This is a genomic window from Streptomyces sp. NPDC058375, from assembly GCF_042723425.1.
Lineage (GTDB): Bacteria > Actinomycetota > Actinomycetes > Streptomycetales > Streptomycetaceae > Streptomyces > Streptomyces durocortorensis.
Genome location: NZ_JBHXJG010000089.1, coordinates 1 through 26,632, shown reverse-complemented (window position 1 = coordinate 26,632; position 26,632 = coordinate 1). Strand labels below are relative to the sequence as shown.

The window sequence follows — 26,632 nt, the reverse complement described above, 5'->3', positions numbered from 1 at the left end:
ACCCCGAGGCCTCCCCTGAGCCGTCCCGTACTCGTCCCTGAGATGTGTCAGGAAGAGCTGACAGGTGCCCGGACCACCTGCCAGCTTTGAGTGACAGGTACGGAACCGAAGGGGACGCTCCATGGGTCGAGGGCGTCAACGGCCCCTACCTCGCCCCCACTCTGCGGATGCGCGACGGCGACCGCGTCGCCCTGACCGTACGCAACGGGCTCCCGGAGCCGACGACCCTGCACTGGCACGGTATGCATCTGCCGCCCGCGATGGACGGCGGACCGCACCAGACGGTGGCCGCCGACGAGGTCTGGCGGCCCCACTGGACAGTCCACCAGCCCGCGTCGACGCTCTGGTACCACCCGCACCCTCACGGACGAGCGAGTCCCGTACATGTACCACTGCCATGTCCTGCGCCACGAGGACGACGGCATGATGGGCCAGTTCCTCGTCGTCGCCCCCGGGCGCGAGGACAAGGTCTCCCGGACCATCGCCGCTCCGGACGCGCACGGCGGATCCCACCACTGAGAGCCTCCGCCCCAGCACCCGCACCCGCCTGCGCCGCCCGCCTCCGTCGCACCGCGAGAAGCGGGCCGGCTCACAGCAGACCGAGCGACCGCAGCACCCGTTGCCGGCTCGGCGCGGGCCGGTCGGGCCAGTACACGTAACACACCCCGCCCGTCCCGCTCCTGACCTTCCCCTCGGCGTCGTACCGCTTGGTCCTGAGCCAGATGTTCTCGAACTCACGCCGGCGGTAGACCCGGCGTACCGCGTCGTTGTCGGGTGACGCGGGGTCGTTCGCGATGACGTCACCCTCGGGGGTGAAGCCGATGACCGTCATCAGGTGGCCCGACGTGCCGTATCCGGCGCCGGTCAGTTCTTCCTTCAGGAAGGACTGGGAGGTGATGACGGGGATACCGGCGCGGACCAGCCGCTCCACGTCCGTGAGCGAGCCGAGCCGGGTGACGACGGCGTTCATGTCGCGGTACGTGGCGGCGTAAGCGGCGTTGAACGGCCAGTTGCCGCAGCCCGCGTACTCGTAGTCGTAGGTGTGGCGGGCGGCGTGGCAGACCTGGGGGTCGGGCAGGCCGGGCTTGACCCACGCGAGGTCTTCGGCGGTGGGCTTCCGGCCCCACCACTCGATGATCATCTGGGAGGAGGTGGGGCTGCACCACGCCTCGCCGCCGTTGTCGTACTCGGGGTACTGCCCGATGTGGATGTTCTGCGAGTAGCGGGGCACGGGCAGTTCGCGGGCGGACCCGGGGGTGCTCGCGGGGACGGTGAAGCGGTCGGGCACGTCGGAGGCCATCGCGCCGACCCGCCAGACGGTCGGTGTGAGGCGGCTGCCCGGGGTGCGGTACAGCGTGAGCCGCAGCCGGTAGGAGACCAGGCGTACGCCGCTCGCCGGGTCGTCCACCGAGAGGGTGTCCGTCCACACGGAGGTGTGCGGGTCGCCCTGGCCGTCCACGGACGTACGGCGGATGCCGCCGTCGCCCGCCGCCCAGCGGCCCATCACGAACCAGGGGGTCGCGGTGCCGTCGGCGTAGGCGCCGCTCAGCTCGATCTGGATCCAGGTGCCGGCCGGCGTACGGGCGTTCCAGGAGGCGATCACCTCGGTGGCGGGGACCGTGGAGCGGTGGACGGGCGAGGTCCAGGTGGCGTAGTCCCAGGCGGCCGTCGCACCGGTGTGCGGGTCGGTGTAGTCGGTGCGGCCGGCCGGGGTGGCGATCGCCAGGCCGGGGCGGGCGCCGGGCAGGATCCGGGTGCCGTCGCCGTCGCCGCAGCGCCAGTCGGTGTAGGTGTGCCAGAAGCGGTTGTCCACGAGGGCCTTCGGGGCGGCGGCGGAGCCGGCGGGCGAGGACGGGGCGGTGGACGAGGACGCGGCTGCGGTCGTGGCGGAGGCCACCGTGCCGGCGCCGGCCGCCGCGGCGAGCGCGGCGGTCAGAACGGTTCTGCGCGAAGTCGGACTGGTCATGTCGTGACCCCCGGTCGGATGCGGAAGGTGGTCTTGCGGATGCCGTTCGGTGCGCCAACTATCCCGGTTCCGGGGCGGATCGGGCCAGCGGTTCGGCGGCCGCCGACGGACCAATATGGGTCTGGACCACTGGCGTGACCTGCGGGGCACGAACCACTCCCGGGGGCGGCCCCGTGCCGGAACGTACCCTGGAGCCATGGACGACCTGGCCCGCCACGCCGATGACCTCGCCGCGCTGCCCCCCTCCTGCGGGCCGGTCCGGCTCGTCGCGGTCGACGGGCACGCCGGTTCGGGCAAGAGCACCTTCACCGGCCGCCTCGCTGCGGCGCTGGGCGGCGCCCCGGTCCTCCGCCTGGACGATCTGGCCACGCACGAGGAGCTGTTCGGCTGGACGGGACGGCTGCGGGAGCAGGTGCTCGGGCCCCTCTCGCGCGGCGAGCGCGCCCGCTATCTCCCGTACGACTGGACGGAGCGCCGCTTCGGGCCGGCGCGGAGCCTGGAGCCGGCCCCGGTGGTGCTGGTGGAGGGGGTCGGCGCGGGACGCCGGGAGGTGCGGCCGTGGCTGGCGGCGCTGTGCTGGATGGAGCTGGACCGGGAGACGTCCTGGGAGCGGGGCCGACGCCGGGACGGGGCCGGGCTCACCGGGTTCTGGGACGGGTGGACGCTCGCCGAGGCGCGGCACTTCGCCGAAGATCCCTCACGGCCGTACGCCGACACGCTGGTACGCCAGTTGCCGCAGGGGTACGCGTGGCTGCCGGGGCCTCGCGCGACAGCGGGAGCGAACCGAAACGTCACACACGGTAGCCAGGACGCCCCGCCATACTGAGCAGTCGGAAATCGGGCCGGAAGTGCCCCAACTCTGCTTGACCGGGGGGCCTTACTGGACTTACGTTCTCATTGTGCGGCTTTTCGGAGCCCCCGCAGACGCGAAGCCCCCGGTTGTTCCCCCGTGATCGGGGGCTTCGCCCTGTGCTCCCCACCCCACTCCGGCGACTACGCAGAGCGATTCCCTCACCCTCGGTGACCGCCCCTGAGGGTCGGCCGTTGAGCGGCTCCTCCCCCTGTGCGCGGGTACGATGCACCTCGGTGTGGTCAATTCCCTTCCTCCACGCCGTGATTCAGCACGCTCCGGTGGGCATGCTGTGCGGGCGGGACATCCTGGGGGCACGGTTTGTGGGGGACCTGATGGACATCGGCACACAGGGCGCTGGGGCCCCCGCCGACCTCGCCTGGCTGCGTGGCATGGACGCCTACACGATGGGCGCCTACCCGCAGGCCGAGGAGGAGTTCAGAGCCGCGGTGCGGTTCGATCCCGGCATGGCGGACGGCTGGCTCGGCCTCCACGCGCTGCGGATCGACACCACCACGGCGCTGTTACGCATGTACCGGCACCGCGACCGCTTCGGCGAACAGCGCGCACGCCACCGCCGTACGCTCAACTCCTGGTACTGGCTGGGCTGGTGGGTGCAGCCGGTGCTGGAGAGCCCGCGCGATCTGCTGCTGGCGCACGCCTCGCACTGGCTGGACGGCCGCCATGTGCCCGAGCTGGACCGGGCGTTGGCCGGACTGCCGCCGGTGGACGCGGACCCGCAGGTGCGGTTCCTGCACGCCTGCCGCTCGTATCTGGTCAAGGACTGGGAGCAGTTGGTGCGGTGCACCGAGCAGCTCGTCGACGATCCGATGCTGGGCATCGAGGCGGGTCTGTTCGGCGGAATGGCCCGGGTGCGGCTGGAGATGTTCGGGCAGGCGGAGCCGCTGCTGTCGGCCGCGCTGATGCGGTGTCGCAGCGAGCAGCCCCAGCGCAAGGAGCTGCGCTACTGGCTGGCGCGGGCCCACGAGGGCACGGGGCGCAGCGCGGCCGCCCTGCCGCTGTACCGGGCGGTCCACCGGGTGGACCCGGCGTTCATGGACACCTCCGCCCGGCTCGCCGCGCTCGTGGAGGGCGACGGGTACGACGAGTCGGCGGATCTGGCCGCCGTGACCCTGACCGGTTTCGGTTCGGGGGGCTCGGCGGCGGAGGCGCAACCGGAGGGCGACGCGCTGCTCGGCACCGACCTGGTGGACGGGCGCGAGTCCTGGCCGGTGGGCGAAGCGGGGCTGCTCGGCGACGATCCGGTCCCCGGTCCGCCCGTCCCGGTCGAGGGCGCCCGCCGCACCAAGACCCGCAAGCCGCCGCCCTTCCCGGCCGGGCCCAGCGATCCCGCGCTGCTGGCCGAGGCGCTGGCGCAGCTGGAGCGGATGGTCGGCCTGGAGCCGGTCAAGCGGCAGGTCAAGGCGCTCTCGGCGCAGTTGAACATGGCCCGGCTGCGGGCCGAGCAGGGCCTCCCCGTGCAGCCGCCGAAGCGCCATTTCGTCTTCTCCGGCCCCTCCGGCACCGGCAAGACCACGGTGGCCCGCATCCTGGGCCGGGTCTTCTACGCCCTCGGGCTGCTCGGCGGCGATCATCTGGTCGAGGCCCAACGGTCCGACTTGGTCGGGGAGTTCCTGGGTCAGACGGCGGTGAAGGCGAACGAGCTGATCGACTCGGCGCTGGGCGGGGTGCTGTTCGTCGACGAGGCGTACAGCCTGGCCAACTCCGGTTACAGCAAGGGCGACGCGTACGGCGACGAGGCGTTGCAGGTGCTCCTCAAGCGGGCCGAGGACAACCGGGACCATCTCGTCGTCATCCTCGCGGGTTACCCGGAGGGCATGGACCGCCTCCTCGCCACCAACCCGGGTCTTTCCTCCCGCTTCACCAGCCGGGTCGACTTCCCCAGCTACCGGCCGCTCGAACTCACCGCGATCGGGGGCGTCCTGGCCGCCGAGAACGACGACGTGTGGGACGAGGAGGCGGTGGACGAGCTGCGGTCCATCAGCGGCCATGTGGTGGACCAGGGGTGGATCGACGAGCTGGGCAACGGCCGTTTCCTGCGGACGCTGTACGAGAAGAGCTGCGCCTACCGGGATCTGCGGCTCTCCGGCTATGCGGGCGGGCTGACCCGGGAGGATCTGTCGACGCTGCGGCTGCCGGACCTGATGCAGGCGTACGGCGAGGTGCTGTCGGGGCGCGGTCCGGTGGGCCGGGGCAAGCAGGAGCCGGGCGCGGTGTGAGGGCCGGGCCGGAAGTCAACACCCCGGCCCGGCCTTCACCCACCGTCAGGGCACGCGGGCCCGGCCCTCACCGCCGGCTCAGCGCACGAGGGCTCCGGACGGCGGCCGCCCCGGTGTCCTGGGTACGTCCACCGTACGGCGGGGCACGGACACCACCCGGTGGGCCGGGTCGCGTACCTCCCCCACCAGCGTCTCCAGGACGTCCTCCATGGCGACCAGGCCGAGGACCCGGCCCGATCCGTCGGCGACCTGGGCGAGGTGCGTCGCGGCGCGGCGCATCACGGTCAGGGCGTCGTCCAGGGGGAGTTCGGCCCGTACGGTCGCCATCGGGCGCCAGATCTGCCGCGGGACCGCGTGGTCGGCATCCTCCAGCTCCAGCACGTCCTTGACGTGGAGGTAGCCCATGAAGGGGCCGCCGCCCTCGGCGCAGACCGGGAAGCGCGAGAAGCCGGTGCGTACCGTCAGCTCCTCGATCCGGCGCGGAGTCACCGACGGGTCGACCGTGACGAGCGACGCCCGCTCCAGCAGGACGTCGGCGACGGGCCTGCTGCCCAGTTCGAGGGCGTCCTCCAGGCGCATCGCGGCCTCCGGTCCGAGGAGGCCGGCCTGTCCGGAGTCCTCCACGAGCCGGTTGAGCTGCTCACTGGTGAAGACAGCCTCCACCTCGTCCTTCGGCTCGACGCCGACGAGCCGAAGGACCAGACCGGCGCAGGCGCCGAGCGCGGTGGTGGCCGGGCGGCAGAGCCGGGCGAAGGCGACCAGGCCGGGGCTGAGCCAGAGTGCGGTCCGTTCGGGCGCGGCCATCGCGAGGTTCTTCGGGACCATCTCCCCGATGACCAGGTGCAGGACGACCACGGTCATGAGCGCGAGGGCGAAGCCCAGGGGGTGGACGAGCCCTTCGGGGAGGTGCGCCGCGTGGAAGACCGGCTCCAGGAGGTGGGCGACGGTCGGCTCGGCGACGGCTCCGAGGGTGAGGGAGCAGACGGTGATGCCGAACTGGGCGGCGGCCATCATCTGCGGCAGGTTCTCCAGGCCGTGCAGGACGGTGCGGGCCCGGCCGGAGCCCTGGGCGGCCAGCGGTTCGATCTGGCTGCGGCGGACGGAGACGAGGGCGAACTCCGCGCCGACGAAGAAGCCGTTCGCCAGCACGAGGAGGGCGGCGAGGAGGAGTTGGAGCAGGCTCATCGCGCGGCCTCCAGCAGGGCGCGCCCGGATGCGTCAGGCGTGCTCCGCCCGGACGCCTTCGACAGGCCGCGTCGTGCGGCCGGGTCCGGCAGCGGGTCGGACGTCCGGGTGAACCGGACCCGTTCGGCGCGGTTGTGGCCGACCTGGCGGACGGTGATCCGCCAGCCGGGGAGTTCGGCCCGGTCGCCGGGGGCGGGGATGCGGCCCAGGAGTTCCGCGACGAGCCCGGCGACGGTCTCGTACGGTCCGTCGGGGACGTCCAGGCCGCCGCGGCGCAGGGTGTGCACCCGGCAGCTGCCCTCGGCGTCCCACGCGGGGCGGCCGTCCTCGGCGGTGGCGGCGGTCAGCTCGGGGCGGCCCGCGCCCTCGGCGTCGTGCTCGTCGCGGACCTCGCCGACGAGCTCCTCGATGATGTCCTCCAGCGTGACGACGCCGGCGGTGCCGCCGTACTCGTCGACGACCACGGCTATCGGCTGTTCGTGGCGCAGCCGTCGCAGCAGGTGTTCCACCGGCAGCGTGCCGGGCACCAGGAGCGGGGCGACGGCGATCCGGCCGGCCGGGGTCCGCAGGCGCTCGTGGGCGGGGACGGCGAGGGCGTCCTTGAGGTGGACCATGCCGATGACCTCGTCGATGCGGTCCCGGTAGACCGGGAAGCGGGAGAGGCCGGTGGCGCGGGTGAGGTTGAGGACGTCCTCGGCGGTCGCGGAGGAGTGCAGGGCGCTGACCTTCACCCGGGGGGTCATGACGTGCTGGGCGGTGAGGCCGGCCAGCGAGAGGGTCCGGACGAAGAGGTCGGCGGTGTCCTGTTCCAGTGCTCCGGCCTCGGCTGAGTGCCGGGCCAGGGAGACCAGTTCGCCCGGGGTGCGGGCGGAGGCCAGTTCGTCGGTGGGCTCGACGCCGAAGAGGCGTACCAGCCGGTTGGCCAGGGCGTTGAGGAGGGTGATCACCGGTCGCAGGAGGGCCGCGAAGCGGGCCTGCGGTCCGGCGACGAAGCGGGCCACCTGGAGCGGCCGGGAGACCGCCCAGTTCTTCGGCACGAGTTCGCCGACGATCATCTGGACGGCGGAGGCCAGCAGCATGCCGATGACGACGGCGACGCCGGAGACGGCCCCCGCGGGGAGTCCGGTGGCGGTGAGGGGCCCGGCGAGCAGCTGGGCGAGGGCCGGTTCGGCGAGCATGCCCACCACCAGGGAGGTGAGGGTGATACCGAGCTGAGTGCCGGAGAGCTGGAAGGAGAGTTCGCGCAGGGCCTCGACGACGGTACGGGCGCGTCGGTCGCCCTCGGCGGCGGCTCGTTCGGCGTCGGGTTTCTCCACGGTGACGAGCCCGAATTCGGCTGCCACGAAGAACCCGTTGGCGAGGATGAGGAGGAAGGCCGCCGCGAGGAGCAGCAGGGGGGTGGTCATGAGGCCGCCGCCTCCGGGGAAGGGGCGGCGCAGGTACTACCGGACGATCCGTCCATTGCTGGAGGGAGTCACTCCTTGGGTCGCAGGAAGTCCCCGCGGGCCCGGGTGGGGCCGTGGTACGGGCGGGGTGGGGCGCACGGGGCGCCGCCGCCCACCAGAGTAGACAAGAAGGCCCCGCGCCGGGCAGGGGCTCAGCCGTCCAAGGGGGTGTCGTCGCTTCCGGCGCCGCGCGCCTCGGCGAGGGAGCGCAGGGCGCGGGCGTCGCGGATGGCCTGCTGCTTGGCCATGCCGGGCTGGATGCCGAGGGCGGGCATGCTGGTGCCGTCGCTGAGGTCGAGGAAGACCCAGGGGTCGCCGGAGCGCAGGTTGACGCGGAGGATCTCCTCCCACGCCAGCCTGCGGGTCCGGGTGATGTTGACGACGGTGACCCCGGTGTCGTCGGCGGTGACCTTGGGCCTGCTGAGCAGGGCCAGGACACCCAGGAAGAGCGCCGCGACGAAGACGAAGCTGGCCCGCTCCCCCGCGTTGAGCCGCTCCAGCATCAGCGCGATGACGGTGATGACGAGGAACATCGCCACGCCCACGCTCAGCAGGACCACCCGGGTGAGGGTGGGCCGGAAGGTGACCGGCAGGGTGGGGAGTTCGGGCCTGGGCGCGGACATCGGGGTCTTCTCTCGGGGGGGTGCGGGTGGCCGGGGCCGTCAGAGGCGGCAGGCGTGGATGGCCGTGGTGAGGATGGCGCGGGCGCCGAGCTCGTACAGGTCGTCCATGATCCGCTGCGCTTCCTTGGCGGCGACCATGGAGCGGACGGCGACCCAGCCCTCGTGGTGCAGCGGGGAGATGGTCGGCGACTCCAGGCCCGGGGTGAGGGCGACGGCGCGCTCCAGGTGCTCGACGCGGCAGTCGTAGTCCATCATCACGTAGGACCGGGCGACCAGGACGCCCTGGAGGCGGCGGAGGAACTGCTGCACCTTGGGGTCGTCGGCGGGGGCGCCGGTGCGGCGGATCACCACGGCCTCCGACTTCATGATCGGCTCGCCGATGATCTCCAGGCCCGCGTTGCGCATGCTGGTGCCGGTCTCGACGACGTCGGCGATGATCTGGGCGACGCCGAGCTCGATGGCGGTCTCGACGGCGCCGTCGAGGTGCACGACGGAGGCGTCGACGCCCTCGTCGGCCAGGTGCTTCGCCACGATGCCCTCGTAGGACGTGGCGATCGTCATGCCCGTGAAGTCCTTGGGGCCGGTGGCCGTGCCGGGCTTCGTGGCGTAGCGGAAGGTGGAGCGGGCGAAGCCGAGCTGCAGGATCTCCTCGGCCTCGGCCCCGGAGTCCAGCAGCAGGTCGCGGCCGGTGATGCCGATGTCGAGCTTGCCGGAGCTGACGTAGATCGCGATGTCGCGCGGCCGCAGGTAGAAGAACTCGACCTCGTTCGTCGGGTCGACGAGGACCAGTTCCTTCGACTCCTTGCGCTGCCGGTAGCCCGCCTCATGGAGCATCGCCATCGCAGGCCCGGAGATTGCACCCTTGTTGGGGACGGCGATGCGCAGCATGAGGTCAGGTTTCCTTTGTGCGGAGGGGTTGCGGAACGGGCTGGCAGGTGTCTGCTCAGAGATGGGCGTAGACGTCGTCGAGCGAGATCCCGCGCGCGACCATCATCACCTGGACGTGGTACAGCAGCTGGGAGATCTCCTCGGCGGCGGCTTCCTTGCCCTCGTACTCGGCGGCCATCCAGACCTCGGCGGCCTCCTCGACGACCTTCTTGCCGATGGCATGGACGCCCTTGTCGACCAGTTCGGCGGTGCGGGAGGTCGCGGGGTCGCCCTCGGCGGCCTTGAGCTGGAGCTCGGTGAAGAGCTCTTCGAAGGTTTTGTTGGCCATGATGGTCCTCAGAATACGGGGTCGCCGAAGGGCACTCAGCGCCAGGGTTCGCTGACGGTCCGCAGCGTGGCCGCGGTGGCCACGGCCGCGGTGACCGCTTCGTGCCCCTTGTCCTCGTTGGACCCTTCGAGGCCGGCCCGGTCGAGCGCCTGCTCCTCGGTGTCGCAGGTCAGTACGCCGAAGCCGACGGGAACACCGGTGTCGACGGTGACCTGGGTGAGGCCGAGGGTGACGCCCTGGGAGACGTACTCGAAGTGGGGGGTGCCGCCCCGGATGACCACGCCGAGGGCGACGATCGCGTCGTAGCCGCGTCCGGCGAGCACCTTGGCGACGACGGGCAGCTCGAAGGAGCCGGGCACCCGGAGCAGGGTCGGCTCGTCGATGCCCAGCTCGTGCAGGGCGCGCAGCGCGCCGTCGACGAGTCCGTCCATGACCTTCTCGTGCCACTGGGCCGCGATCACGGCCACGCGGAGGTCGCCGCAGTTGCGTACAGACAGTTCGGGTGCACCCTTGCCGCTCATGTCTCTCCTGTTGCTGGTTAAGAAGTGTTCGTTACTGGTTGGCGCAGGTCGACGCCGGGGTTCCGTCGAGCCACGGCAGGTCGTGGCCCATCCGGTCGCGCTTGGTGCGCAGGTAGCGCAGATTGTGCTCGCCGGCCTGGACGGGCATGGGTTCCCGGCCGGTGACGGCGAGTCCGTGGCGGACGACGGCCGCGGTCTTGTCGGGGTTGTTGGTCATCAGCCGCAGGCTGGTGACGCCGAGCTCCTTGAGGATCTGGGCGCCGGCGGCGTAGTCGCGGGCGTCGGCGGGCAGGCCGAGCTCCAGGTTGGCGTCGAGGGTGTCGACGCCGCGCTCCTGGAGTTCGTACGCGCGCAGCTTGGAGAGCAGGCCGATGCCGCGCCCCTCGTGGCCGCGGAGGTAGACGACGACGCCCCGGCCCGCTTCGGTGATGCGCCGCATGGATGCGTGCAGCTGGGGGCCGCAGTCGCAGCGCTGGGACTGGAAGATGTCGCCGGTCAGGCACTCGGAGTGGATCCGGACGAGGACGTCCTCGCCGTCGCCGATGTCGCCGTGGACCAGGGCGACGTGCTCGACCCCGTCGGCGATGGAGCGGTAGCCGTACGCGGTGAAGTCGCCGAACGTGGTGGGCAGCCGGGTCTCGGCCTCGCGGCGGACGGTCGGCTCGCTGCTGCGGCGGTAGGCGATCAGGTCCTCGATGGAGATGATCGTCAGACCGTGCTTGCGGGCGAAGGGGACCAGCTCGGGCAGCCGGAGCATGACACCATCCGCGCCGGCGATCTCGACGATCGCGCCGGCGGGGCGGAGCCCGGCGAGCCGGGCGAGATCGACGGCGGCCTCGGTGTGGCCGTTGCGGACGAGGACGCCGCCGGAGCGGGCGCGCAGCGGGAAGATGTGGCCGGGCCGGACGAAGTCGCCGGGGCCCGCGACGCCGCCCGCGAGAAGCCGCAGGGTGGTGGCGCGGTCGGCGGCGGAGATGCCGGTGGTGACGCCGTGGACGGCGGAGGCGTCGACGGAGACCGTGAAGGCGGTCTGCATCGACTCGGTGTTGTCCTCGACCATCTGCGGCAGTTCGAGGCGTTCCAGCTCGTCGCTCTCCATGGGCGCGCAGATCAGGCCGCGGCACTCGCTCATCATGAAGGCGACGATCTCGGGGGTGGCCTTCTCGGCGGCGATGACGAGGTCGCCCTCGTTCTCGCGGTCCTCGTCGTCCACGACGACGACGGGGCGGCCCGCCGCGATGTCGCGGATGGCCTGCTCGACCGGGTCCAGGGAGAGGTTCTCGGGGAGCGGGTCGTGGCCGGGGTGCAGCCAGGTGGGCTGGGCAGTCATGCCGTGGCTCCTTCCAGAGCGGGTGTCCGCGTACGCAGCCACCAGTCGCGCATCCCCCACAGGACGAGGGCGCCGTAGATGACGTAGACGAAGCCGGAGAAGGCGAATCCGTTGGCGAAGTTCAGGGGTACGCCGACCAGGTCGACGAGCAGCCAGGCGAACCAGAACTCGACCATGCCGCGGGCCTGGGCGTACATCGCGACGACGGTGCCGACGAAGATGTACGCGTCCGGCCACGGATCCCAGGACAGCGACGGGAACGCGGTGAACAGGCCGCCGACGGCGAGGGTGCCGAGAGCGGCGGCGCCGATCAGCACGCCGCGTTCGCGCCAGGTGGCGAAGCGGACGGCGATGGAGCCGTCCTGGGCCTGCTGCCTGCCGCGGTTCCAGGACCACCAGCCCCACAGGGCGACGACGATGACGACCAGCTGCTTGCCCGCGCTGCCGGAGAGGTGCGCGGAGGCGAACGCGACGAGCAGGATCACGCCGGAGAGGAGCTGGGCGGGCCAGGTCCAGATGGAGCGCCGCCAGCCGAGGGCCAGGGCGATCAGGCCGACGATGTTGCCGATCATGTCCGACCACTTGATGTGCTGGCCGAACACGGTGAAGGCCTCGGAGTTGAGCCAGGAGGCGGCGTTCATCGCGGGTCCTGTCCGGCCCGCTCGCCGAGCATCCGCTCGACGTACTTGGCGATGACGTCCACTTCCAGGTTGACCGGGTCGCCGGGCTGCTTGTGGCCGAGCGTGGTCAGGGCGAGGGTGGTGGGGATGAGGCTGATGGTGAAGTAGTCGGCCGCCGCCTCGACGACGGTGAGGCTGACGCCGTCGACGGTGATGGAGCCCTTCTCCACGACGTACCGGGGCAGCTCGGCGGGCAGGGAGACCTTGACGATCTCCCAGTGCTCGGAGGGGGTGCGCTCGACGATGGTGCCGGTGCCGTCCACATGGCCCTGGACGAGGTGTCCGCCGAGCCGGCCGCCGAGCGCCATCGGGCGCTCCAGGTTTACCCGGGAGCCGGGGGCGAGCGCGCCGAGGCTGGAGCGCTTCAGCGTCTCGGCCATCACGTCGGCGGTGAACTCGCCGTCGCCGGTGTCCACGACGGTGAGGCAGACGCCGTTGACCGCGATGGAGTCGCCGTGCTTCGCGCCCTCGGTGACGAGGGGGCCGCGCAGCCGGAAGCGGGAGGCGTCGGCCAGCTGCTCGACGGCGGTGACCTCACCCAGTTCTTCGACAATTCCGGTGAACACTCAGTTTCCCTTCCGAGCAGGGGCGGGGACGGCGGGGACGGCGGTGACGCGCAGATCGGGGCCGATCGGCACGGTCTCGGTCACATCGAGGCGCAACGCCTCGGAGATGGTGGAGATTCCGGCGTCCGCGAGGGCGGCGGGGCCGGCTCCGAGCAGGACCGGGGCGAGATAGCCGACGACCTTGTCGACCTTCCCGGCGGCGACGAAGGCGCCCGCGAGGGTGGGGCCGCCTTCGAGGAGTACGGAGCGGACGCCCCGGGTGTGCAGGTCTTCGAGGAGCGCGTCGAGGTCGAGGCCGGGTCCGGCGGCCGCACGGGGCAGGCGCAGGACGGCGGCCTCGGGGAGGTGTCCGGCCGGGGCGTCGTCGGCCACGGCGACCAGGGTGGGCGCGGTGGCGTCCAGGACCCGGGCGCCGGGCTTCACGGCGGTGGCGTTGGTGTCGACGACGACCCGCAGCGGCTGGGTGGCGCCGTCGATGCCGCGTACGCCCAGCTGGGGGTCGTCGGTGCGGGCGGTGCCGGAGCCGACGAGCACGGCGTCGGCCTCGGCGCGCAGCCGGTGGACGTCGGCGCGAGCCTCGGGCGAGGTGATCCAGCGGCTGGTGGCGTCGGCGGCGGCGACGCGGCCGTCGAGGGTGGCGGCGTACTTCCACAGGACGTACGGCCGCCCGAGGCGCACCGAGGTCAGCCAGGCGGCGTTGCCCGCCTCGGCCTCGTCGGCGAGGAGGCCCTGCTCCACCTGGACCCCGGCCGCGCGCAGGGTGTCGCCGCCGCCGGTGGCCTGCGGGTTCGGGTCGCCGACCGCGTAGACGACACGGCTGATCCCGGCGGCCAGGAGGGCCTGGGCGCAGGGGCCGGTGCGGCCGGTGTGGTTACAGGGTTCGAGGGTGACGTAGGCGGTGGAGCCGCGGGCCCGGTCGCCGGCCGCGCGCAGGGCGTGGACCTCGGCGTGCGGCCCTCCGGCGCGCTGATGGAAGCCTTCACCGGCCACGGCTCCGGCGGCGTCGGTGATCACGCATCCGACGACCGGATTGGGGCTGGTGGAGCCGAGACCGCGCGCGGCGAGCGTGATCGCTCGGCGCATGGCGGTGATGTCGGCTGCGGTGTCCACCGGGTCCTCCTGCCTCTTCGGGCACGGACTCCGGGGCCTGTCGATGACGACAGATGAAGCGGATCACCTGCGGAAACGCCGAAATCCCGAGAACGGGAAACGCCAGGAACGCACGGCGTCCGGGAGTTCTCCCGGCCATGCGTCCGCCGACGGCGGCGTACCGATGACAACCCGCCGCGCACTGCCTCCCATCCGGACTTTAACCGTCGGTCCAGGAATTTCACCTGGTCAACCGGCCGCTGGCTGCGGACGGGTCGCGGACTATAACCGCCGGTTCGGAATTGCACCGACCCCGGAGTGCGCTGCTACTGGTACGGAACCAGTCTGCCACGGACGCCTCTCGGCCATGCGGGTGAGCACTGTGGGCTGGGTCACAGGATTCGTGTCGACCCGGTCACACCGAGTCACGCCGGGTCACGGAAAACGTGGCGCGTTCACGTCGGGATGAACGCGACAACGTAGTCATTCATGAAGTTGAGCCTTAAAGGTCCAGACCTATTGACGCACTGGTCTAGTCCTCTTAATCTCTGCGTCACCTCCGAGGTTCGGTCCCACGGTGCGCGCACACCAGGACCCCGACAGGCCCACCTTCTTTCAGCCAGTTGTGTTCTGCCGACCTCCCCAGGAGGAACGACCACATGCTGTCCCCCACCCGAGCGAGAGCCTCACTCCTCGCCGCCGGCGCAGCCGTCGCCGGACTGCTGCTGAGTTCACTCGCCGCCACCCCTTCGGCGGCCGCCACCGACCACGAGTCCTGTCGCCCGGACGGGCTGTACAAGACCCCCGGTGTCACCACCCCCTACTGCTCCGTCTACGACAGCGACGGACGCGAGAAGATGGGCGCCGACCACAAACGGCGCGTCATCGGCTACTTCACCAACTGGCGTACCGGCAAGGACGGCAAGGACGCCTACCTGGTCCCGGACATCCCGTGGGACAAGGTCACGCACCTCAACTACGCCTTCGCGCACGTGGACGGCGCCAACAAGCTCTCGGTCGGGCCGGACAGCGCCGACAACGCCTCCACCGGGATGACCTGGCCCGGCGTGGCGGGCGCGGAGATGGACCCGGCGCTCCCCTACAAGGGGCACTTCAACCTGCTGACGAAGTACAAGAAGCAGCACCCGAACGTGAAGACCCTGGTCTCCGTGGGCGGTTGGGCCGAGACGGGCGGCTACTTCGGCCCTGACGGCAAGCGCGTCGACTCGGGCGGCTTCTACTCGATGGCGACCAACGCCGACGGCTCGGTCAACCAGGCGGGCATCAACACCTTCGCCGACTCGGCCGTCGGCTTCATCAAGAAGTACGGCTTCAACGGCGTCGACATCGACTACGAGTACGCCACCACGATGAAGGACGCGGGCAACCCGCTGGACCACACACTGGCCAACGGCCGCCGGGCGGGCCTGGTCAAGGGTTACGACGCGCTGATGAAGACGCTGCGCGAGAAGCTCGACCGCGCGGGCGAGGCCGACGGCAAGCACTACCTGCTGACCGTCGCCGCCCCCTCCTCCGGCTATCTGCTGCGGGGCATGGAGACGTACCAGATGCAGAAGTACCTGGACTACGTCAACATCATGTCCTACGACCTGCACGGCGCCTGGAACGAGTATGTCGGGCCCAACGCCTCGCTGTTCGACGACGGCAAGGACAACGAGCTGGCGCAGGCGGGTGTGTACACCACCTCGCAGTACGGCGGCCTCGGCTACCTCAACACCGACTGGGCCTACCGCTACTTCCGCGGCTCGATGCCGGCAGGCCGGATCAACATCGGACTGCCGTACTACACCCGCGGCTTCAAGAACGTGCAGGGCGGCACCGACGGCCTGTGGGGCAAGGCGGCCACGACCGACTGCCCGGCGGGCGCGGGGCTGACCAAGTGCGGTGACGGCGCGGTCGGCATCGACAACCTGTGGCACGACAAGGACACGGGCGGCAAGGAATCGCCCGCCGGTTCCAACCCGATGTGGCACGCGAAGAACCTGGAGAAGGGCATCGTCGGGGATTACGTCACCGACTACGGCTTCCCCGCGAACACCCAGCTGACCGGCACGTACGCCCGTAAGTACCACTCCACGCTGGTCGCCCCGTGGCTGTGGAACGCCGAGAAGAAGGTGTTCCTCTCCACCGAGGACGAGCAGTCGGTGAAGGCCAAGGCCGACTACGTCGTGGACAAGGGCATCGGCGGCACGATGATCTGGGAGCTGGCGGGCGACTACCGGTGGAACGCGGCCAAGGGCCAGTACGAGACGGGCTCCACGCTGACCACCGCGATGTACGACGCGTTCAAGTCGGCCACCCCGTACGGCGCGAAGCGCGCCACGACCGCCCTGCCGACCGAGGCGCTGAACATCGACGTCTCCTTCGGGCAGTTCCCGCTGGGCGACTCCAACTACCCGATCAGCCCCAAGCTGAAGTTCACCAACCGGACCCAGGCCACACTGCCCGGCGGTACGGAGTTCCAGTTCGACTACTCCACCTCCGCCCCGGCCAACGCCAAGGACCAGTCCGGCTTCGGTACGACGATCATCCGCAGCGACCACACGGCGGCCGACAACATCGGCGGGCTGAAGGGCGACTACAACCGCGTCTCGCTGAAGCTCCCGGCCTGGCAGAGCCTGGCCCCCGGCGCCTCGGTGGAGCTGGACTTCGTCTACTACCTGCCCACCTCCACCCCGTCGAACTGGACCGTGACCTTCGGCGGCAAGTCCTACGCCCTCGCCGGTGACCTGGCGCGCGGCACCACGGTGGTCGAGCCCGGCACCGGGACCGACCCGACCCCGACCCCGACCCCGACTCCGGACCCGACCGGTCCGACGCCGACGCCGACTCCGACGCAGCCGGGCGGCAGCTGCTCGGCCCCGGCGTGGAACGCGGCCACCGAGTACGGCGGCGGCTCCACCGTCAGCCAGGACGGCCGTCAGTGGAAGGCGTCCTGGTGGACGAAGGGCGAGAAGCCCGGCACCACCGGCGAGTGGGGCGTCTGGAAGGACCTCGGCGCCTGCTGAGCCCTCCTGTGCCCTTCGGCCCGGTGTGAGCGGTTCTCCCCGCTCGCGCCGGGCCGTGGGCGGTTCTCGCGCGGTCGCCGCCGGGGTGGGGAGTGAGCGGTTCTCCCTCATTCGCCGCCGGGGCACGAGCGGTTCTCGCCCGGTCGCCGCCGGAGCGGGCGAGCGCTCTGGCAGGCTGGCCCCATGACGACGATTCTGGTCACCGGCGCCACCGGAACCCTCGGGCGGCAGGTCGCGGAGCGGCTGCGCACCGAAGGGGCCGACGTCCGCGGTCTCAGCCGCCGCTCCCCCTCGTACGCCGTCGATCTCCGCGATGGCAAGGGCCTCGACGCGGCGGTCGAGGGGGCGGACGTGATCGTCCACTGCGCCACCACCCCGCGCGGCGGCGACGACCGGGCGGCGGGATTCCTCATCAACGCGGCGAAGCGGGCCGGGACGCCGCATCTCCTCTACATCTCGATCGTGGGCGTGGACCGGCTTCCGCTGGGCTACTACACGGTCAAGCACCGCGTCGAGCGGATGATCGAGGACTCCGGGCTCGGCTCGACGATCCTGCGGACCACGCAGTTCCACGACCTGGCCCTGCGCGTCCTGTCCGGCGCGGCCAGGCTGCCCGTGCTGCCGGTGGCCGCCGGGGTGTCGCTCCAGCCCGTCGACAGCGGCGAGGTCGCCGGCCGGCTGGCCGCCCTGGCGCTCGGCGGACCGGTCGGCCGGGCGCCCGACCTGGGCGGCCCCGAGGTCCGTACGCTGACCGACCTGGCCGGGGCGTTCCTGCGGGCCACCGGGCGCAGGCGGCGGGTGGTGCCGGTCCGGCTGGCGGGCAAGGCGTACGCGGGCTACCGGCGCGGTGACCATCTGGCGCCCGAACACGCCGTGGGGACCGTGACGTTCGAGGAGTTCCTCGACCGCCGCCACAGCCGCCTGGGCTGAGCCACCGGCACCCGGCCTGATCCGGCACGCCCGGCGGGCGTCCGGGGAACCTTGGGCCGCCGACAGCCCGCGGCTCCCCGACCCGCGGTTCAGCCCTCCGGGGCGAACAGCGCGTCCTGCGCCGCGTCCCGGGCGCTGATCAGCGCACCGCGCAGCACGGCCCCGTCGCCCAGCGAACCGGCGCGGACCTCCGTGCGCAGGGGTGACATCGCGGCCAGCCGTTCCTCGACCCGGGCCGCGAGTGCGGCCCCGCCCGCATGGCCGACGGCCCCCGCGAGCAGGACGCAGCCGGGGTCGAGCACCGAGACGACGGCGGCGGAGCCGAGGGCGAGCCGGTCGGCCACCTCCTTCAGGAAGGGCTCACCCGCCTCCCCCGCCTCCAGAGCGGCCCGCACCGCGTCCACGGCGGCCGCCTCCTCACCGCCCTCCGCCACCGCGCCGAGGTCCACGAGTCCGTGCGCGGCGGCGAGTTCGCACAGGGCGACCGAGCCGGCCAGGGAGTGGAATCCGCCCTCGCAGTTGACCGCCGAGGGCAGCCCGCTCACCCCCGGGACGGGCAGGAAGCCGATCTCCCCCGCACCGCCGGACGCCCCCTGACGCAGCTTGCCGTCCAGCATCACGGCGGCCCCGATCCCCTGGCCGAGCCAGAGCAGGACGAAGGTCTCCCGGTCGCGGACGGCGCCCTCCCGGTGCTCGGCGACGGCTGCGAGGTTGGTCTCGTTCTCCACCAGGACGGTGGCGGGAAGCCGACGTTGGAGCTCCCGGACCAGGCCCCGGTGCCAGGCGGGCAGGCCGGAGCTGTCGCGCAGTTCGCCGGTGGCGGGGTCGATCAGCCCGGGCGCGCCGACCCCGACGCTGTGCAGGGGTACGGGCCCGGCCACGCGGGCGGTGTGCTCCAGCAGGGCGGCGGACCGCTCGACGGCGGGTTCGGTGCCGGTGTCGCTGCCGATGGGCAGCGAGTCCTCGGCGAGCGTCGTACCCAGCAGATCGGTGACGACCACGCTGACGCTGCCGAGACGCACGTCGAGCGCGGCGAGATGGGCGCGGTCGGCGACGATCCCGTACAGCTTGGCGTTGGGGCCGCGACGGACGGCTCCGGACTCGCCGACGACCTGGATCAGACCGGCGCTGCGGAGCCGTTCGACGAGGTCGGCGACGGTGGGCCGGGAGAGTCCGGTCAGCGTCTTGAGCTGGGTGGCCGTCAGCGGGCCGTCCTGCTGGAGCAGCCGCAGGGCGAGCCGGTCGTTGATGGCCCGAGCCGTGCTCGGTGAGGCGGGCATACCGGGATCCTTCCAGATCGCTGCCCCGCCGCTTTCGGGCCGGTGGGAAACGACTATTTATCAGGCAGGGTTCCTGATAGTTTACGCCACGCATCGTCGCGCGGAAGCGGCGGAGCGCCGGAACGGCCGGCATCCGAGGATTCCCAGGGGAGGGGCTCGACGGCATGACGAAGGACTCGACCGTCACGGTCTACAGCACACAGCAGGTGAAACGGGCGCGGATCGCCGTCGCCGCGGTCTTCACCGTCCACGGGGCGGTGACCGGCAGCTTCGCGACCCGGGTGCCGTGGATCCAGGACCACGCCGGGGTGAGTGCGGGGCAGCTCGGCCTGGCGCTGGCCTTCCCGGCGATCGGCGCGTCGATCGCGATGCCGCTGGCCGGCCGGATCAGCCATCGTTTCGGAGCCCGTACGGCCCTGCGGGGGCTGCTGGCGCTCTGGACCCTGGCTCTGATCCTGCCCGCGCTGGCGCCGAACCTGCTCACCCTCTGCGCCGCGCTGTTCGTCTACGGGGCGACGGCGGGGATGTCCGACGTGGCGATGAACGCGCTGGGCGTCGAGGTGGAGAACCGTCTCGACAAGTCGATCATGTCGGGGCTGCACGGCATGTGGAGCGTGGGCGCGCTGATCGGTTCGGCGGCGGGCACGGTCGCCGCCCACACCGCGACCGACGCCCGGACGCACCATCTCGTCGCGGCCATGGTGCTCACGGCGCTGGGCCTGATCGCCTGCCGGGACGTCCTCGACATCCAGAGCCACCCGGACGAGGAGCCGCCGCCGCGGTTCACGCTGCCGCCGAAGTCGGCCCTGATCATCGGGGCGGTCGGGTTCTGTGCGGTGTTCGCCGAGGGGGCCAGCCTGGACTGGTCGGCGGTCTACCTGCGGGACGTCCTGGACAGCTCGGACGGTCTCGCGGCCGCGTCCACCACGGCGTTCGCCCTGATGATGGCGGTCGCCAGGATCGCCGGGGACCGGATCGTCGACCGGTTCGGCGCGGTCCGCACGGTGCGGACCGGCGGAGTGATGGCCACCGCGGGCGGGCTGCTGGTCGTGTTCTCGCCCTCCCCCGCGGCCGCGATGTGCGGCTTCGGGCTGCTGGGCCTGGGCGTGGCGGTCGTGGTCCCGCTGGCCTTCGCCGCGGCGGGGCGCAGCGGAGCGAACCCGAGCCAGGCCATCGCGGGCGTCGCCACCATCACGTACACCTCGGGCCTGATCGCCCCCTCCGCGATCGGCTCGCTGGCCGAGGCGACCTCGCTGGTGGTGTCGTTCGGCGTGGTGACGGTGCTGGCCTTCGGCCTGGTGCTGGGCGCGGGCGTGCTGCGGTCGGCCGACCGCAAGGTCACGGGCTCGGCGGTCGCCGGCGGCGCGACGACGAAGAGCACCGCTGGAGGCTGACGCGGGACCGGGAGGGGAGGACGTACGCGGCCGGGAAGCCGATCGCGTACGGGCGGGGCACGGCGGTAGACGACCGGAGACCGAACGCGTACAGGCGGGCCACGGCGGTACGCGGCCGGGAGACCGAACGCGTACAGGCGGGCCACGGCGGTACGCGGCCGGGAGACCGATCACGTACAGGCGGGCCACGGCGGTACGCGGCCGGGAGACCGATCACGTACGGGCAGGGGGCGGCCGCGCGGCGGGTGGCCTCCGCGCGGCCTCCACCCGGCGCACCACTACCATGGCGCTGATCTTTTCCGCAGGTGAACACCGAACCCCGGGTCGCAGACCGGCCGGCACACCGAGCAGACCTTCAGGGAGCAACCAATGAGCCTCGGCGTGCGCTGGACCTTGCACGGCGACGGGAAGACCCCCGCGCCCGGGGCGGTCGTCCGCCCCGACGAACGGCTCTCCTGGCCCCGTACGTTCGGGCTCGGCGCCCAGCACGTGGTGGCGATGTTCGGGGCGTCGTTCGTGGCCCCGGTCCTGATGGGACTCGACCCGAACCTCGCGATCATGATGTCCGGCGTCGCGACCGCGATCTTCCTGCTGGCGACCAAGGGCCGAGTGCCCAGCTATCTGGGCTGCTCGCTCTCCTTCGTCGGTGTCGCGGCCACGATCCGGGCGAGCGGCGGCGATGTCGCCACCATCACGGGTGCGGTGTTCGCGGTCGCGGTGGCCCTGTTCCTGGTGGGTCTCGCCGTGCAGCGGTTCGGCGCGCGGATCATCCACGCGGCGATGCCGCCGGTGGTGACGGGCGCGGTGGTGATGCTGATCGGCTTCAACCTGGCGCCGGTGACCGCTTCCACGTACTGGCCGCAGGACCAGTGGACGGCGCTGGCGGTGATGCTGTTCACCGGCCTCGCCGTGGTGTGCTTGCGCGGCTTCCTCTCCCGGATCGCGATCTTCCTGGGGCTGGTCTTCGGGTACGTGCTGTCCTGGGTGCTGGACCTGGTGTTCGGGAAGATCCACTCCCCGGTCGGCGGTGGCGCCGCCGCCGATCACTGGCGCCTGGACCTCTCCGCCGTCGGCAAGGCCGACTGGATCGGGCTGCCGACCTTCCACACGCCGGCCTTCGAGTGGTCCGCGATCCTGGTGGCGCTGCCCGTGGTGATCGCGCTGGTCGCGGAGAACGCCGGGCATGTGAAGGCCGTGGGCGAGATGACCGGCGACTCGCTCGACGACAAGCTCGGCACCGCCATCGCCGCGGACGGCGCGGCCTCCATGCTCTCCACCGCCGTGGGCGGGCCGCCCAACACCACGTACTCCGAGAACATCGGCGTGATGGCCGCGACCCGCGTCTACTCCACGGCCGCCTACTGGGCCGCCGCCTGCTTCGCGCTGCTCTTCGGCCTGTGCCCCAAGTTCGGCGCGGTCGTCGCGGCGATCCCGGGCGGGGTGCTCGGCGGAATCACGGTGATCCTGTACGGGATGATCGGCCTGCTGGGTGCGCAGATCTGGCTCAACGGCCGGGTGGACCTGCGTAATCCGCTGAACCTCGTCCCGGCCGCCGCGGGCATCATCATCGGCGTCGGCGGGGTCAGCCTGAAGATCACCGACAACTTCGAGCTGGGCGGCATCGCGCTCGGCACGATCGTTGTGATCACCGGCTACCACGTCCTGCGGGCCTTCGCCCCGGCCCACCTCAAGACCCAGGAACCGCTGCTGGACTCGGGCACGTCGGCGTACGACGAGGACGGCGAGGACACGAGCGACCAGGGCACGGGGGCCGGGAAGTCCTGAGGCGGCCGGTATCAGCGCGGGGAGGCGTCCACCGCCGCGAGCAGGGTCTGTTCGCGTTCGGCGGTGAGGGTCTCGGTCCTCCCCACTGTGCGGTACTCGCCGAGCGCCTCGTCGAGACCGGACGGTCCGAGGAGCCAGGCGGCGATGTCGCATACGGACTCCTCGACCGGGCGGCAGGTCAGTCCCGCCGCGAGAGCCTTGGCGGAGCTCGCCTTCCAGACTGCGGCCGCCGGTTCGGGGCGGGCCGTGTTGCGCCCGTCCTCGTGGCCCGCGTCGATCAGCCCGGCCGTCGCTCCGATCGCCACCACCGCCGAGGCGACGGCGAGCAGGGCGTGCCGGCGGGCCGCGCGGCGGCGTTCGCGGTGAGCGGTGCGGCCTCGTACGCGGGTGCCCGGCACTCCTCGATCCCCTTTTCCGGCACCGTTGTTCGCCCGTTCCGATGAACCTCGGACCGGTCGGCGCCGTGGCGAGCCTATGGCTGGGACGCTCCGCGCATGACGCAGATCGAGCAGTCCGAAGTCCCGTCCGGTGTCGCCGCGTTACCGACGGGCGACTCCCGAGTGATCGAACGTATGCGGGAATTGCGTTCCCGGTGGCCGTCCGGGGACGGGGTGGCCGTCTTCAACGCGGCCTATCTGGAGGTCGTCGAGCGGGTCGGCCCGGCCCTCGGCGGGGGCGGGCTCGCCGGCCGGGAGGCCGCCGCCCAGCTGGGCGTGCGCTGCGCGGAGCGCTATCTGTCGGCCGTGGAGACGGCGACGGCGGGCGGGCGGCCGCCGGAGTGCTGGCGTCCGTTGCTCCCGTACCGCCGCCATCCCGGCGTACGTCCGCTGCAGTTCGCGCTCAGCGGCCTGCAGGCGCACGTGGGCCACGATCTGGTCCTGGCGGTGGTGGACACCTGTCGTACGCTCGGCTGCGATCCGCCGGACCTGGAAGGGGAGTTCGAGCGCGTGGGCGATCTCCTCGCGTTGCTGGAGGAGCGGATCCACGACGAGCTGATGCCGGGGCCGGACCTCCTGGAGATCGCGGATCCCCTGGCCCATCTGGTGAGTTCCTGGAGCCTGGAGCGGGCGCGCGAGGCGGCCTGGTCGGCGGCCCGGGTGCTCTGGCGGCTGCGCGGATCCCCGTCGCTGGCCGAGGAGTTCCGGCAGCGGACCGACGCGGGCGCGGGCCTGGTGGGGCGGCTCCTGCTCACCCCCTGCCGCTGACGCCCGCGTCGGCTCCCCGCCCCCGCGCCAGGCCCCTGCCGCTGACGCCCGCGCCGGTACGGCCCCGGACTCAGTCCTCCGGAAGCTCGACCGGCGCGATCTCGTCGAAGACGTCGCCGGGTCCGGGGTTGGTGCCGTCCGTCGCCCCGCCGAACTGGTGCATGACGCCCCACACGGCGTTCAGCGCGGTCTGCACGGCGCCCTCGGCCCAGCCGGCCGTCCAGGAGATGTCGTCCCCGGCGAGGAAGATGCCCCGCTTGTCCTCCGGCAGCCGGTCCTGCATGAAGTGGGTGAACAGCCGCCGCTGGTAGCGGTAGTGGCCGGGCAGGTTGGCCTTGAACGCGCCCATGAACCAGGGCTCGTTCTCCCAGGAGACGGTGACCGGGTTGCCGATGATGCGGCTGCGGATGTCGACGTTCGGGTAGATCTCCCCCAGCGACTTGAGCATGACCTCCATGCGCTCCTTCGGGGAGAGCGGCAGCCACTTCAGGCTGTCGTCGCACCAGGTGTAGGAGAGGCAGATGACGGCGGGCTTGTCCGGCCCGTCGTCCAGGAGGTACGTCCCCCGGGTCATCCGGTCGGTGAGCGTCATCGACATGGTGTCGCGGCCGGTGGTCTCGTCCTTGTCCAGCCAGAACGGCCGGTCCACCGGCACGAACAGCTTGGACGATTCCATGTAGTGGGTGCGCTCCATCGCCGTCCAGTGGTCGATCGGGAAGAGCGCGTCATCGCAGTCGATCTTGGAGAGCAGCAGCCAGGACTGGCCGGTGAAGACCGCGGCCCGGAAGGTGCGGATGTCGCCGGTGGCGTCGGTGACCGTGATCCGGTTGCCCGCCGTACGGGTCAGCCGGGTCACGGCTCCGCGCGGCTCGCCGTCGTGCAGGGAGGCCAGCGAGGTGCCGAGCGGCCAGTGGACGATCTTCTGCGGCTCGCGGTCCCACAGGCGCAGCGGGAGCTGCTGGCTACCGCCGACGATGCCACGGTGGTGGTCGTCGGCCTCGGTGTAGACGACGCGCAGGATCTCCAGGATGGAGTTGGGGAAGTCGGTGTCCCAGCCGCCGGTGCCGAAGCCGACCTGGCCGAAGATCTCGCGGTGCCGGAAGGACTTGAAGGCCTCGGACTCGCAGAGGAACCCGTAGAAGGTCTGGTTGTCGAGCCGCTCGACGAGCTGCGACCAGATCTCCCGGATGCGCGGGACGTCACGCTCGCGCAGCGCCCGGTTCATGTCGGAGAAGTCGGCGCCCTCCTCCAGGCACGCGCTCCAGGCCTCGGCCACGTCGCGGTAGACCTGCGGCAGGTCGTCGATGGTCTCGGCGTAGTGCGACTCGCCCTTGAGGTCCACGACGGTCGAGGGCGTGGCCGGGGAGAGCGGGTTGGGGAAGGGCTGCGTCTGGAGGCCCACCAGGTCGATGTAGTGCTGGAGCGCCGTGGAGGACGGCGGGAAGCGCATCGCGCCCATCTCGGCGGTGAGGTCGCCGTCGCAACCGTCGAAGCCGACCGTGCGCAGCCGCCCGCCGATCTGGTCGGCCTCGTAGACGACGGGCTTGAGGCCCATCTTCATCAGCTCGTACGCGGCGATGATGCCGGAGAGCCCGCCGCCGATGACGGCGACCTCCTGGCCGTGCTCGGTCGCCGGTATCTGCCCGAGTCCCGCCGGGTGGGCGAGGAAGTCGTCGTACGCGTACGGGAAGTCCGGCCCGAACATGGTGATCGGCGGGGCGGCCGCGTCGGTGTGCTGGACGGCGTTGGGCACCGTGGACGTCATGGGGTACGGACTCCTTGCGCGGTACGGAAGTTCGGGAGGGTACGGGCTCAGGCGAGGGCGCCGTAGAGGCCGGGGCGGCGGTCTGCGAGATACGGGTTGGCGGCGCGCGAGGCGGCCAGGAACTCCGGGTCCACCTCGCCGATCACGAGTTCCTCGGCGCGTCCGGCGCGGGTGCGGACGGTGCCGTCGGGGCCGGCGAGGCAGCTGAGCCCGACGAACTCGAATTCGCCTTCCGGGCCGACCCTGTTGACGTACGCCACGTACATCTGGCTCTCGAAGGCCCGTACGGGGACGACGGATTCGGCGACGAACTGGAAAGGGTGCATCTGCGCGGTGGGCACCAGCAGCAGATCGGTGCCGGCCAGGGCGTGCGCCCGGACGTTCTCCGGGAACTCGACGTCGTAGCAGATCAGCAGGCCGATGCGGATGCCGTCCAGGTCGGCCTGGACGACGGTCTGCTCGCCGGGGGTGAACCACTCGTGCTCGAAGCAGCCGAAGAGGTGGGTCTTGCGGTAGTTCGCCAGCCGGGCGCCGTCGCGGCCGATGAGCTGGGAGGCGTTGAAGATCCGCTCCCCGTCGCGCTCCGGGTAGCCGTACAGGACGGCGAGGCCGTGGCGTACGGCGATCTCGGCGATCGCCTCGGACCCGGGGCCGTCCGCAGTCTCGGCCAGCTCGGGGACGGCATCGCCGATGGCGTATCCGGTGAGGAACAGCTCGGGCGCGACCAGCAGCCGGGCCCCCGCCTCGGCGGCCCGGGCGGCGGCCTCGTCGAGCGCCTTCAGGTTCTCGGCGACGGCGCCGGGCCGTCCGGAGCTCTGGAGCAGGGCGGTGCGCAACGACGGCATGGCTGACCTCGGGCGGTGCGGGCGGGGTGGGGAGACGTATCGAAGGTACGTGGCCCGGATCGGCCCGGACAAGGCGCGAGTGTTGCGCGTCTACCGTCGATTCGTTGCGCGGGAATGGCCTGGCGCGGCGAATCGTTGCGTGGAGCATCACCGCAGGTCAGCGGGGTGATGTGGGCCACCCGTTTCAGGCCGGCGGGGCCTCCGCGGAGTACCGGCGCAGCAGCGGTGAGAGCACCAGCACCGACTTCGTGCGCTCCACGTACGGCTCCCCCGCGATGCGCTCCAGGACCTGTTCGAAGTGGCGCATGTCGGCGGCGAAGACCTGCACCACCGCGTCGGCCTCACCGGTCACCGTGGAGGCGGAGGCGATCTCCGGGTAGCGGGCGAGGCCCTGCTTGATCGCGTCCGGGGAGGTGTTGCGGCTGCAGTAGATCTCGATGAACCCCTCGGTCTCCCAGCCGAGCGCCGCCGGGTCGACCCGCACGGTGAAGCCGGTGATCGCGCCCTCGGCGCGCAGCCGGTCGACGCGGCGTTTCACGGCGGGGGCGGAGAGGCCGACGAGGGCGCCGATGTCGGCGTAGGAGCGCCGGGCGTCTTCGGCGAGGGCGAGGACGATGCGTTCGTCGAGGTCGTTCAGGCGCACGTCGGGCGGTTCACTTCTCTGCGGTGGGTCGGCTTGCGGGAGGCC

Annotated in this window: 24 protein-coding genes, 1 pseudogene and 1 riboswitch; of the genes and pseudogenes, 9 read left to right on the top strand and 16 right to left on the bottom strand. The window is 71.9% G+C overall.

Annotated features, from left to right (window positions below):
- Positions 1 to 131 precede the first annotated feature (131 nt).
- Positions 132 to 377: pseudogene (locus ACFWM7_RS16880) on the top strand (multicopper oxidase domain-containing protein); the annotation flags it as partial.
- A 7-nt stretch (positions 378 to 384) separates the two neighbouring features.
- Entirely contained in the window at positions 385 to 519 is a 135-nt protein-coding gene (locus ACFWM7_RS16875) for a multicopper oxidase domain-containing protein (protein ID WP_383261033.1), read from the top strand.
- 70 nt (positions 520 to 589) lie between these two features.
- Here the strand turns inward: ACFWM7_RS16875 and ACFWM7_RS16870 are convergent, their stop codons facing one another.
- Entirely contained in the window at positions 590 to 1,966 is a 1,377-nt protein-coding gene (locus ACFWM7_RS16870) for a peptidase C39 family protein (protein ID WP_383261030.1), read from the bottom strand.
- Between the two features lie 196 nt (positions 1,967 to 2,162).
- On the opposite strand from ACFWM7_RS16870, the gene ACFWM7_RS16865 reads away from it, so the two are divergent.
- Positions 2,163 to 2,792, top strand: a complete 630-nt coding sequence (locus tag ACFWM7_RS16865; RefSeq protein WP_383261027.1) for a uridine kinase — start codon at positions 2,163 to 2,165, stop codon at positions 2,790 to 2,792.
- Between the two features lie 359 nt (positions 2,793 to 3,151).
- Positions 3,152 to 5,056 (top strand): AAA family ATPase, encoded by a 1,905-nt coding sequence (locus ACFWM7_RS16860; RefSeq protein ID WP_383261041.1) that lies wholly within the window; start codon positions 3,152 to 3,154, stop codon positions 5,054 to 5,056.
- A 78-nt stretch (positions 5,057 to 5,134) separates the two neighbouring features.
- Here the strand turns inward: ACFWM7_RS16860 and ACFWM7_RS16855 are convergent, their stop codons facing one another.
- The 10 genes from ACFWM7_RS16855 to ribD all read right to left on the bottom strand — a co-directional run bounded on the left by ACFWM7_RS16855 (position 5,135) and on the right by ribD (position 13,732).
- A complete protein-coding gene (locus tag ACFWM7_RS16855; protein WP_383261025.1) occupies positions 5,135 to 6,241 on the bottom strand; it encodes a hemolysin family protein in 1,107 nt (368 codons plus the stop codon).
- Positions 6,238 to 7,647, bottom strand: a complete 1,410-nt coding sequence (locus ACFWM7_RS16850; protein ID WP_383261023.1) for a hemolysin family protein — start codon at positions 7,645 to 7,647, stop codon at positions 6,238 to 6,240. The genes ACFWM7_RS16855 and ACFWM7_RS16850 overlap by 4 nt, the downstream gene beginning before the upstream one ends.
- Before the next feature lie 191 nt (positions 7,648 to 7,838).
- Positions 7,839 to 8,309, bottom strand: a complete 471-nt coding sequence (locus ACFWM7_RS16845) for a PH domain-containing protein (protein WP_383261021.1) — start codon at positions 8,307 to 8,309, stop codon at positions 7,839 to 7,841.
- 39 nt (positions 8,310 to 8,348) lie between these two features.
- The gene (gene hisG, locus ACFWM7_RS16840; protein WP_383261018.1) at positions 8,349 to 9,197 is read right to left on the bottom strand and encodes an ATP phosphoribosyltransferase; all 849 of its coding nucleotides are present in this window, start codon (positions 9,195 to 9,197) and stop codon (positions 8,349 to 8,351) included.
- 55 nt (positions 9,198 to 9,252) lie between these two features.
- Entirely contained in the window at positions 9,253 to 9,525 is a 273-nt protein-coding gene (locus ACFWM7_RS16835) for a phosphoribosyl-ATP diphosphatase (protein ID WP_003970410.1), read from the bottom strand.
- A gap of 35 nt (positions 9,526 to 9,560) precedes the next feature.
- On the bottom strand, positions 9,561 to 10,046 hold the full coding sequence (gene ribH, locus ACFWM7_RS16830) for a 6,7-dimethyl-8-ribityllumazine synthase (protein ID WP_003970409.1): 486 nt from the start codon (positions 10,044 to 10,046) through the stop codon (positions 9,561 to 9,563).
- A 31-nt stretch (positions 10,047 to 10,077) separates the two neighbouring features.
- Positions 10,078 to 11,376, bottom strand: coding sequence for a bifunctional 3,4-dihydroxy-2-butanone-4-phosphate synthase/GTP cyclohydrolase II (locus tag ACFWM7_RS16825; protein ID WP_383261015.1), 1,299 nt, complete (start codon positions 11,374 to 11,376; stop codon positions 10,078 to 10,080).
- A complete protein-coding gene (locus ACFWM7_RS16820; protein ID WP_383261012.1) occupies positions 11,373 to 12,017 on the bottom strand; it encodes a nicotinamide riboside transporter PnuC in 645 nt (214 codons plus the stop codon). Before ACFWM7_RS16820 ends, ACFWM7_RS16825 begins: the two co-directional genes overlap by 4 nt.
- Positions 12,014 to 12,622: a riboflavin synthase gene (locus tag ACFWM7_RS16815; RefSeq protein ID WP_383261010.1), complete on the bottom strand. Its 609-nt coding sequence runs from the start codon at positions 12,620 to 12,622 to the stop codon at positions 12,014 to 12,016. Before ACFWM7_RS16815 ends, ACFWM7_RS16820 begins: the two co-directional genes overlap by 4 nt.
- Complete coding sequence (gene ribD, locus ACFWM7_RS16810) at positions 12,623 to 13,732, bottom strand: bifunctional diaminohydroxyphosphoribosylaminopyrimidine deaminase/5-amino-6-(5-phosphoribosylamino)uracil reductase RibD (protein WP_383261009.1); 1,110 nt, start codon at positions 13,730 to 13,732, stop codon at positions 12,623 to 12,625.
- Between the two features lie 174 nt (positions 13,733 to 13,906).
- Positions 13,907 to 14,037, bottom strand: a riboswitch (FMN riboswitch).
- 333 nt (positions 14,038 to 14,370) lie between these two features.
- Between ribD and ACFWM7_RS16805 the strand changes: the two genes are divergently transcribed.
- Positions 14,371 to 16,740 (top strand): chitinase C-terminal domain-containing protein, encoded by a 2,370-nt coding sequence (locus ACFWM7_RS16805; RefSeq protein WP_383261006.1) that lies wholly within the window; start codon positions 14,371 to 14,373, stop codon positions 16,738 to 16,740.
- 183 nt (positions 16,741 to 16,923) lie between these two features.
- Positions 16,924 to 17,670, top strand: coding sequence for an SDR family oxidoreductase (locus ACFWM7_RS16800; protein WP_383261004.1), 747 nt, complete (start codon positions 16,924 to 16,926; stop codon positions 17,668 to 17,670).
- 89 nt (positions 17,671 to 17,759) lie between these two features.
- Here the strand turns inward: ACFWM7_RS16800 and ACFWM7_RS16795 are convergent, their stop codons facing one another.
- Positions 17,760 to 18,950 carry an ROK family transcriptional regulator gene (locus tag ACFWM7_RS16795; RefSeq protein WP_383261002.1) on the bottom strand — a complete coding sequence of 397 codons (1,191 nt, stop codon included), beginning with the start codon at positions 18,948 to 18,950 and terminating at the stop codon, positions 17,760 to 17,762.
- Positions 18,951 to 19,114: 164 nt separating this feature from the next.
- Between ACFWM7_RS16795 and ACFWM7_RS16790 the strand changes: the two genes are divergently transcribed.
- Positions 19,115 to 20,344, top strand: coding sequence for an MFS transporter (locus tag ACFWM7_RS16790; RefSeq protein WP_383261000.1), 1,230 nt, complete (start codon positions 19,115 to 19,117; stop codon positions 20,342 to 20,344).
- Between the two features lie 369 nt (positions 20,345 to 20,713).
- On the top strand, positions 20,714 to 22,129 hold the full coding sequence (locus ACFWM7_RS16785; RefSeq protein WP_383260998.1) for a uracil-xanthine permease family protein: 1,416 nt from the start codon (positions 20,714 to 20,716) through the stop codon (positions 22,127 to 22,129).
- A gap of 11 nt (positions 22,130 to 22,140) precedes the next feature.
- Here the strand turns inward: ACFWM7_RS16785 and ACFWM7_RS16780 are convergent, their stop codons facing one another.
- Positions 22,141 to 22,527: a hypothetical protein gene (locus ACFWM7_RS16780; RefSeq protein WP_383260996.1), complete on the bottom strand. Its 387-nt coding sequence runs from the start codon at positions 22,525 to 22,527 to the stop codon at positions 22,141 to 22,143.
- A gap of 96 nt (positions 22,528 to 22,623) precedes the next feature.
- Here ACFWM7_RS16780 and ACFWM7_RS16775 point away from each other — a divergent pair, with 96 nt between their 5' ends.
- Positions 22,624 to 23,334, top strand: a complete 711-nt coding sequence (locus ACFWM7_RS16775; protein WP_383260994.1) for a DUF5995 family protein — start codon at positions 22,624 to 22,626, stop codon at positions 23,332 to 23,334.
- Positions 23,335 to 23,404: 70 nt separating this feature from the next.
- Here ACFWM7_RS16775 and ACFWM7_RS16770 read toward each other — a convergent pair whose 3' ends face one another.
- The 3 genes from ACFWM7_RS16770 to ACFWM7_RS16760 all read right to left on the bottom strand — a co-directional run bounded on the left by ACFWM7_RS16770 (position 23,405) and on the right by ACFWM7_RS16760 (position 26,587).
- A complete protein-coding gene (locus ACFWM7_RS16770) occupies positions 23,405 to 25,099 on the bottom strand; it encodes a flavin monoamine oxidase family protein (RefSeq protein ID WP_383260992.1) in 1,695 nt (564 codons plus the stop codon).
- A 47-nt stretch (positions 25,100 to 25,146) separates the two neighbouring features.
- The gene (locus ACFWM7_RS16765) at positions 25,147 to 25,944 is read right to left on the bottom strand and encodes a carbon-nitrogen hydrolase family protein (RefSeq protein WP_383260990.1); all 798 of its coding nucleotides are present in this window, start codon (positions 25,942 to 25,944) and stop codon (positions 25,147 to 25,149) included.
- Between the two features lie 184 nt (positions 25,945 to 26,128).
- Positions 26,129 to 26,587 carry an Lrp/AsnC family transcriptional regulator gene (locus ACFWM7_RS16760; protein ID WP_383261036.1) on the bottom strand — a complete coding sequence of 153 codons (459 nt, stop codon included), beginning with the start codon at positions 26,585 to 26,587 and terminating at the stop codon, positions 26,129 to 26,131.
- Between the last annotated feature and the right edge of the window lie 45 nt (positions 26,588 to 26,632).

Excerpts from the sequence above, each read along its gene's own strand:
- ACFWM7_RS16875 (WP_383261033.1), top strand. The coding sequence starts at position 385 with ATGTACCACTGCCATGTCCTGCGCCACGAGGACGACGGCATGATGGGC.
- ACFWM7_RS16870 (WP_383261030.1), bottom strand. The coding sequence starts at position 1,966 with ATGACCAGTCCGACTTCGCGCAGAACCGTTCTGACCGCCGCGCTCGCC.
- ACFWM7_RS16865 (WP_383261027.1), top strand. The coding sequence starts at position 2,163 with ATGGACGACCTGGCCCGCCACGCCGATGACCTCGCCGCGCTGCCCCCC.
- ACFWM7_RS16860 (WP_383261041.1), top strand. The coding sequence starts at position 3,152 with ATGGACATCGGCACACAGGGCGCTGGGGCCCCCGCCGACCTCGCCTGG.
- ACFWM7_RS16855 (WP_383261025.1), bottom strand. The coding sequence starts at position 6,241 with ATGAGCCTGCTCCAACTCCTCCTCGCCGCCCTCCTCGTGCTGGCGAAC.
- ACFWM7_RS16850 (WP_383261023.1), bottom strand. The coding sequence starts at position 7,647 with ATGACCACCCCCCTGCTGCTCCTCGCGGCGGCCTTCCTCCTCATCCTC.
- ACFWM7_RS16845 (WP_383261021.1), bottom strand. The coding sequence starts at position 8,309 with ATGTCCGCGCCCAGGCCCGAACTCCCCACCCTGCCGGTCACCTTCCGG.
- hisG (WP_383261018.1), bottom strand. The coding sequence starts at position 9,197 with ATGCTGCGCATCGCCGTCCCCAACAAGGGTGCAATCTCCGGGCCTGCG.
- ACFWM7_RS16835 (WP_003970410.1), bottom strand. The coding sequence starts at position 9,525 with ATGGCCAACAAAACCTTCGAAGAGCTCTTCACCGAGCTCCAGCTCAAG.
- ribH (WP_003970409.1), bottom strand. The coding sequence starts at position 10,046 with ATGAGCGGCAAGGGTGCACCCGAACTGTCTGTACGCAACTGCGGCGAC.
- ACFWM7_RS16825 (WP_383261015.1), bottom strand. The coding sequence starts at position 11,376 with ATGACTGCCCAGCCCACCTGGCTGCACCCCGGCCACGACCCGCTCCCC.
- ACFWM7_RS16820 (WP_383261012.1), bottom strand. The coding sequence starts at position 12,017 with ATGAACGCCGCCTCCTGGCTCAACTCCGAGGCCTTCACCGTGTTCGGC.
- ACFWM7_RS16805 (WP_383261006.1), top strand. The coding sequence starts at position 14,371 with ATGCTGTCCCCCACCCGAGCGAGAGCCTCACTCCTCGCCGCCGGCGCA.
- ACFWM7_RS16800 (WP_383261004.1), top strand. The coding sequence starts at position 16,924 with ATGACGACGATTCTGGTCACCGGCGCCACCGGAACCCTCGGGCGGCAG.
- ACFWM7_RS16795 (WP_383261002.1), bottom strand. The coding sequence starts at position 18,950 with ATGCCCGCCTCACCGAGCACGGCTCGGGCCATCAACGACCGGCTCGCC.
- ACFWM7_RS16790 (WP_383261000.1), top strand. The coding sequence starts at position 19,115 with ATGACGAAGGACTCGACCGTCACGGTCTACAGCACACAGCAGGTGAAA.
- ACFWM7_RS16785 (WP_383260998.1), top strand. The coding sequence starts at position 20,714 with ATGAGCCTCGGCGTGCGCTGGACCTTGCACGGCGACGGGAAGACCCCC.
- ACFWM7_RS16775 (WP_383260994.1), top strand. The coding sequence starts at position 22,624 with ATGACGCAGATCGAGCAGTCCGAAGTCCCGTCCGGTGTCGCCGCGTTA.
- ACFWM7_RS16770 (WP_383260992.1), bottom strand. The coding sequence starts at position 25,099 with ATGACGTCCACGGTGCCCAACGCCGTCCAGCACACCGACGCGGCCGCC.
- ACFWM7_RS16765 (WP_383260990.1), bottom strand. The coding sequence starts at position 25,944 with ATGCCGTCGTTGCGCACCGCCCTGCTCCAGAGCTCCGGACGGCCCGGC.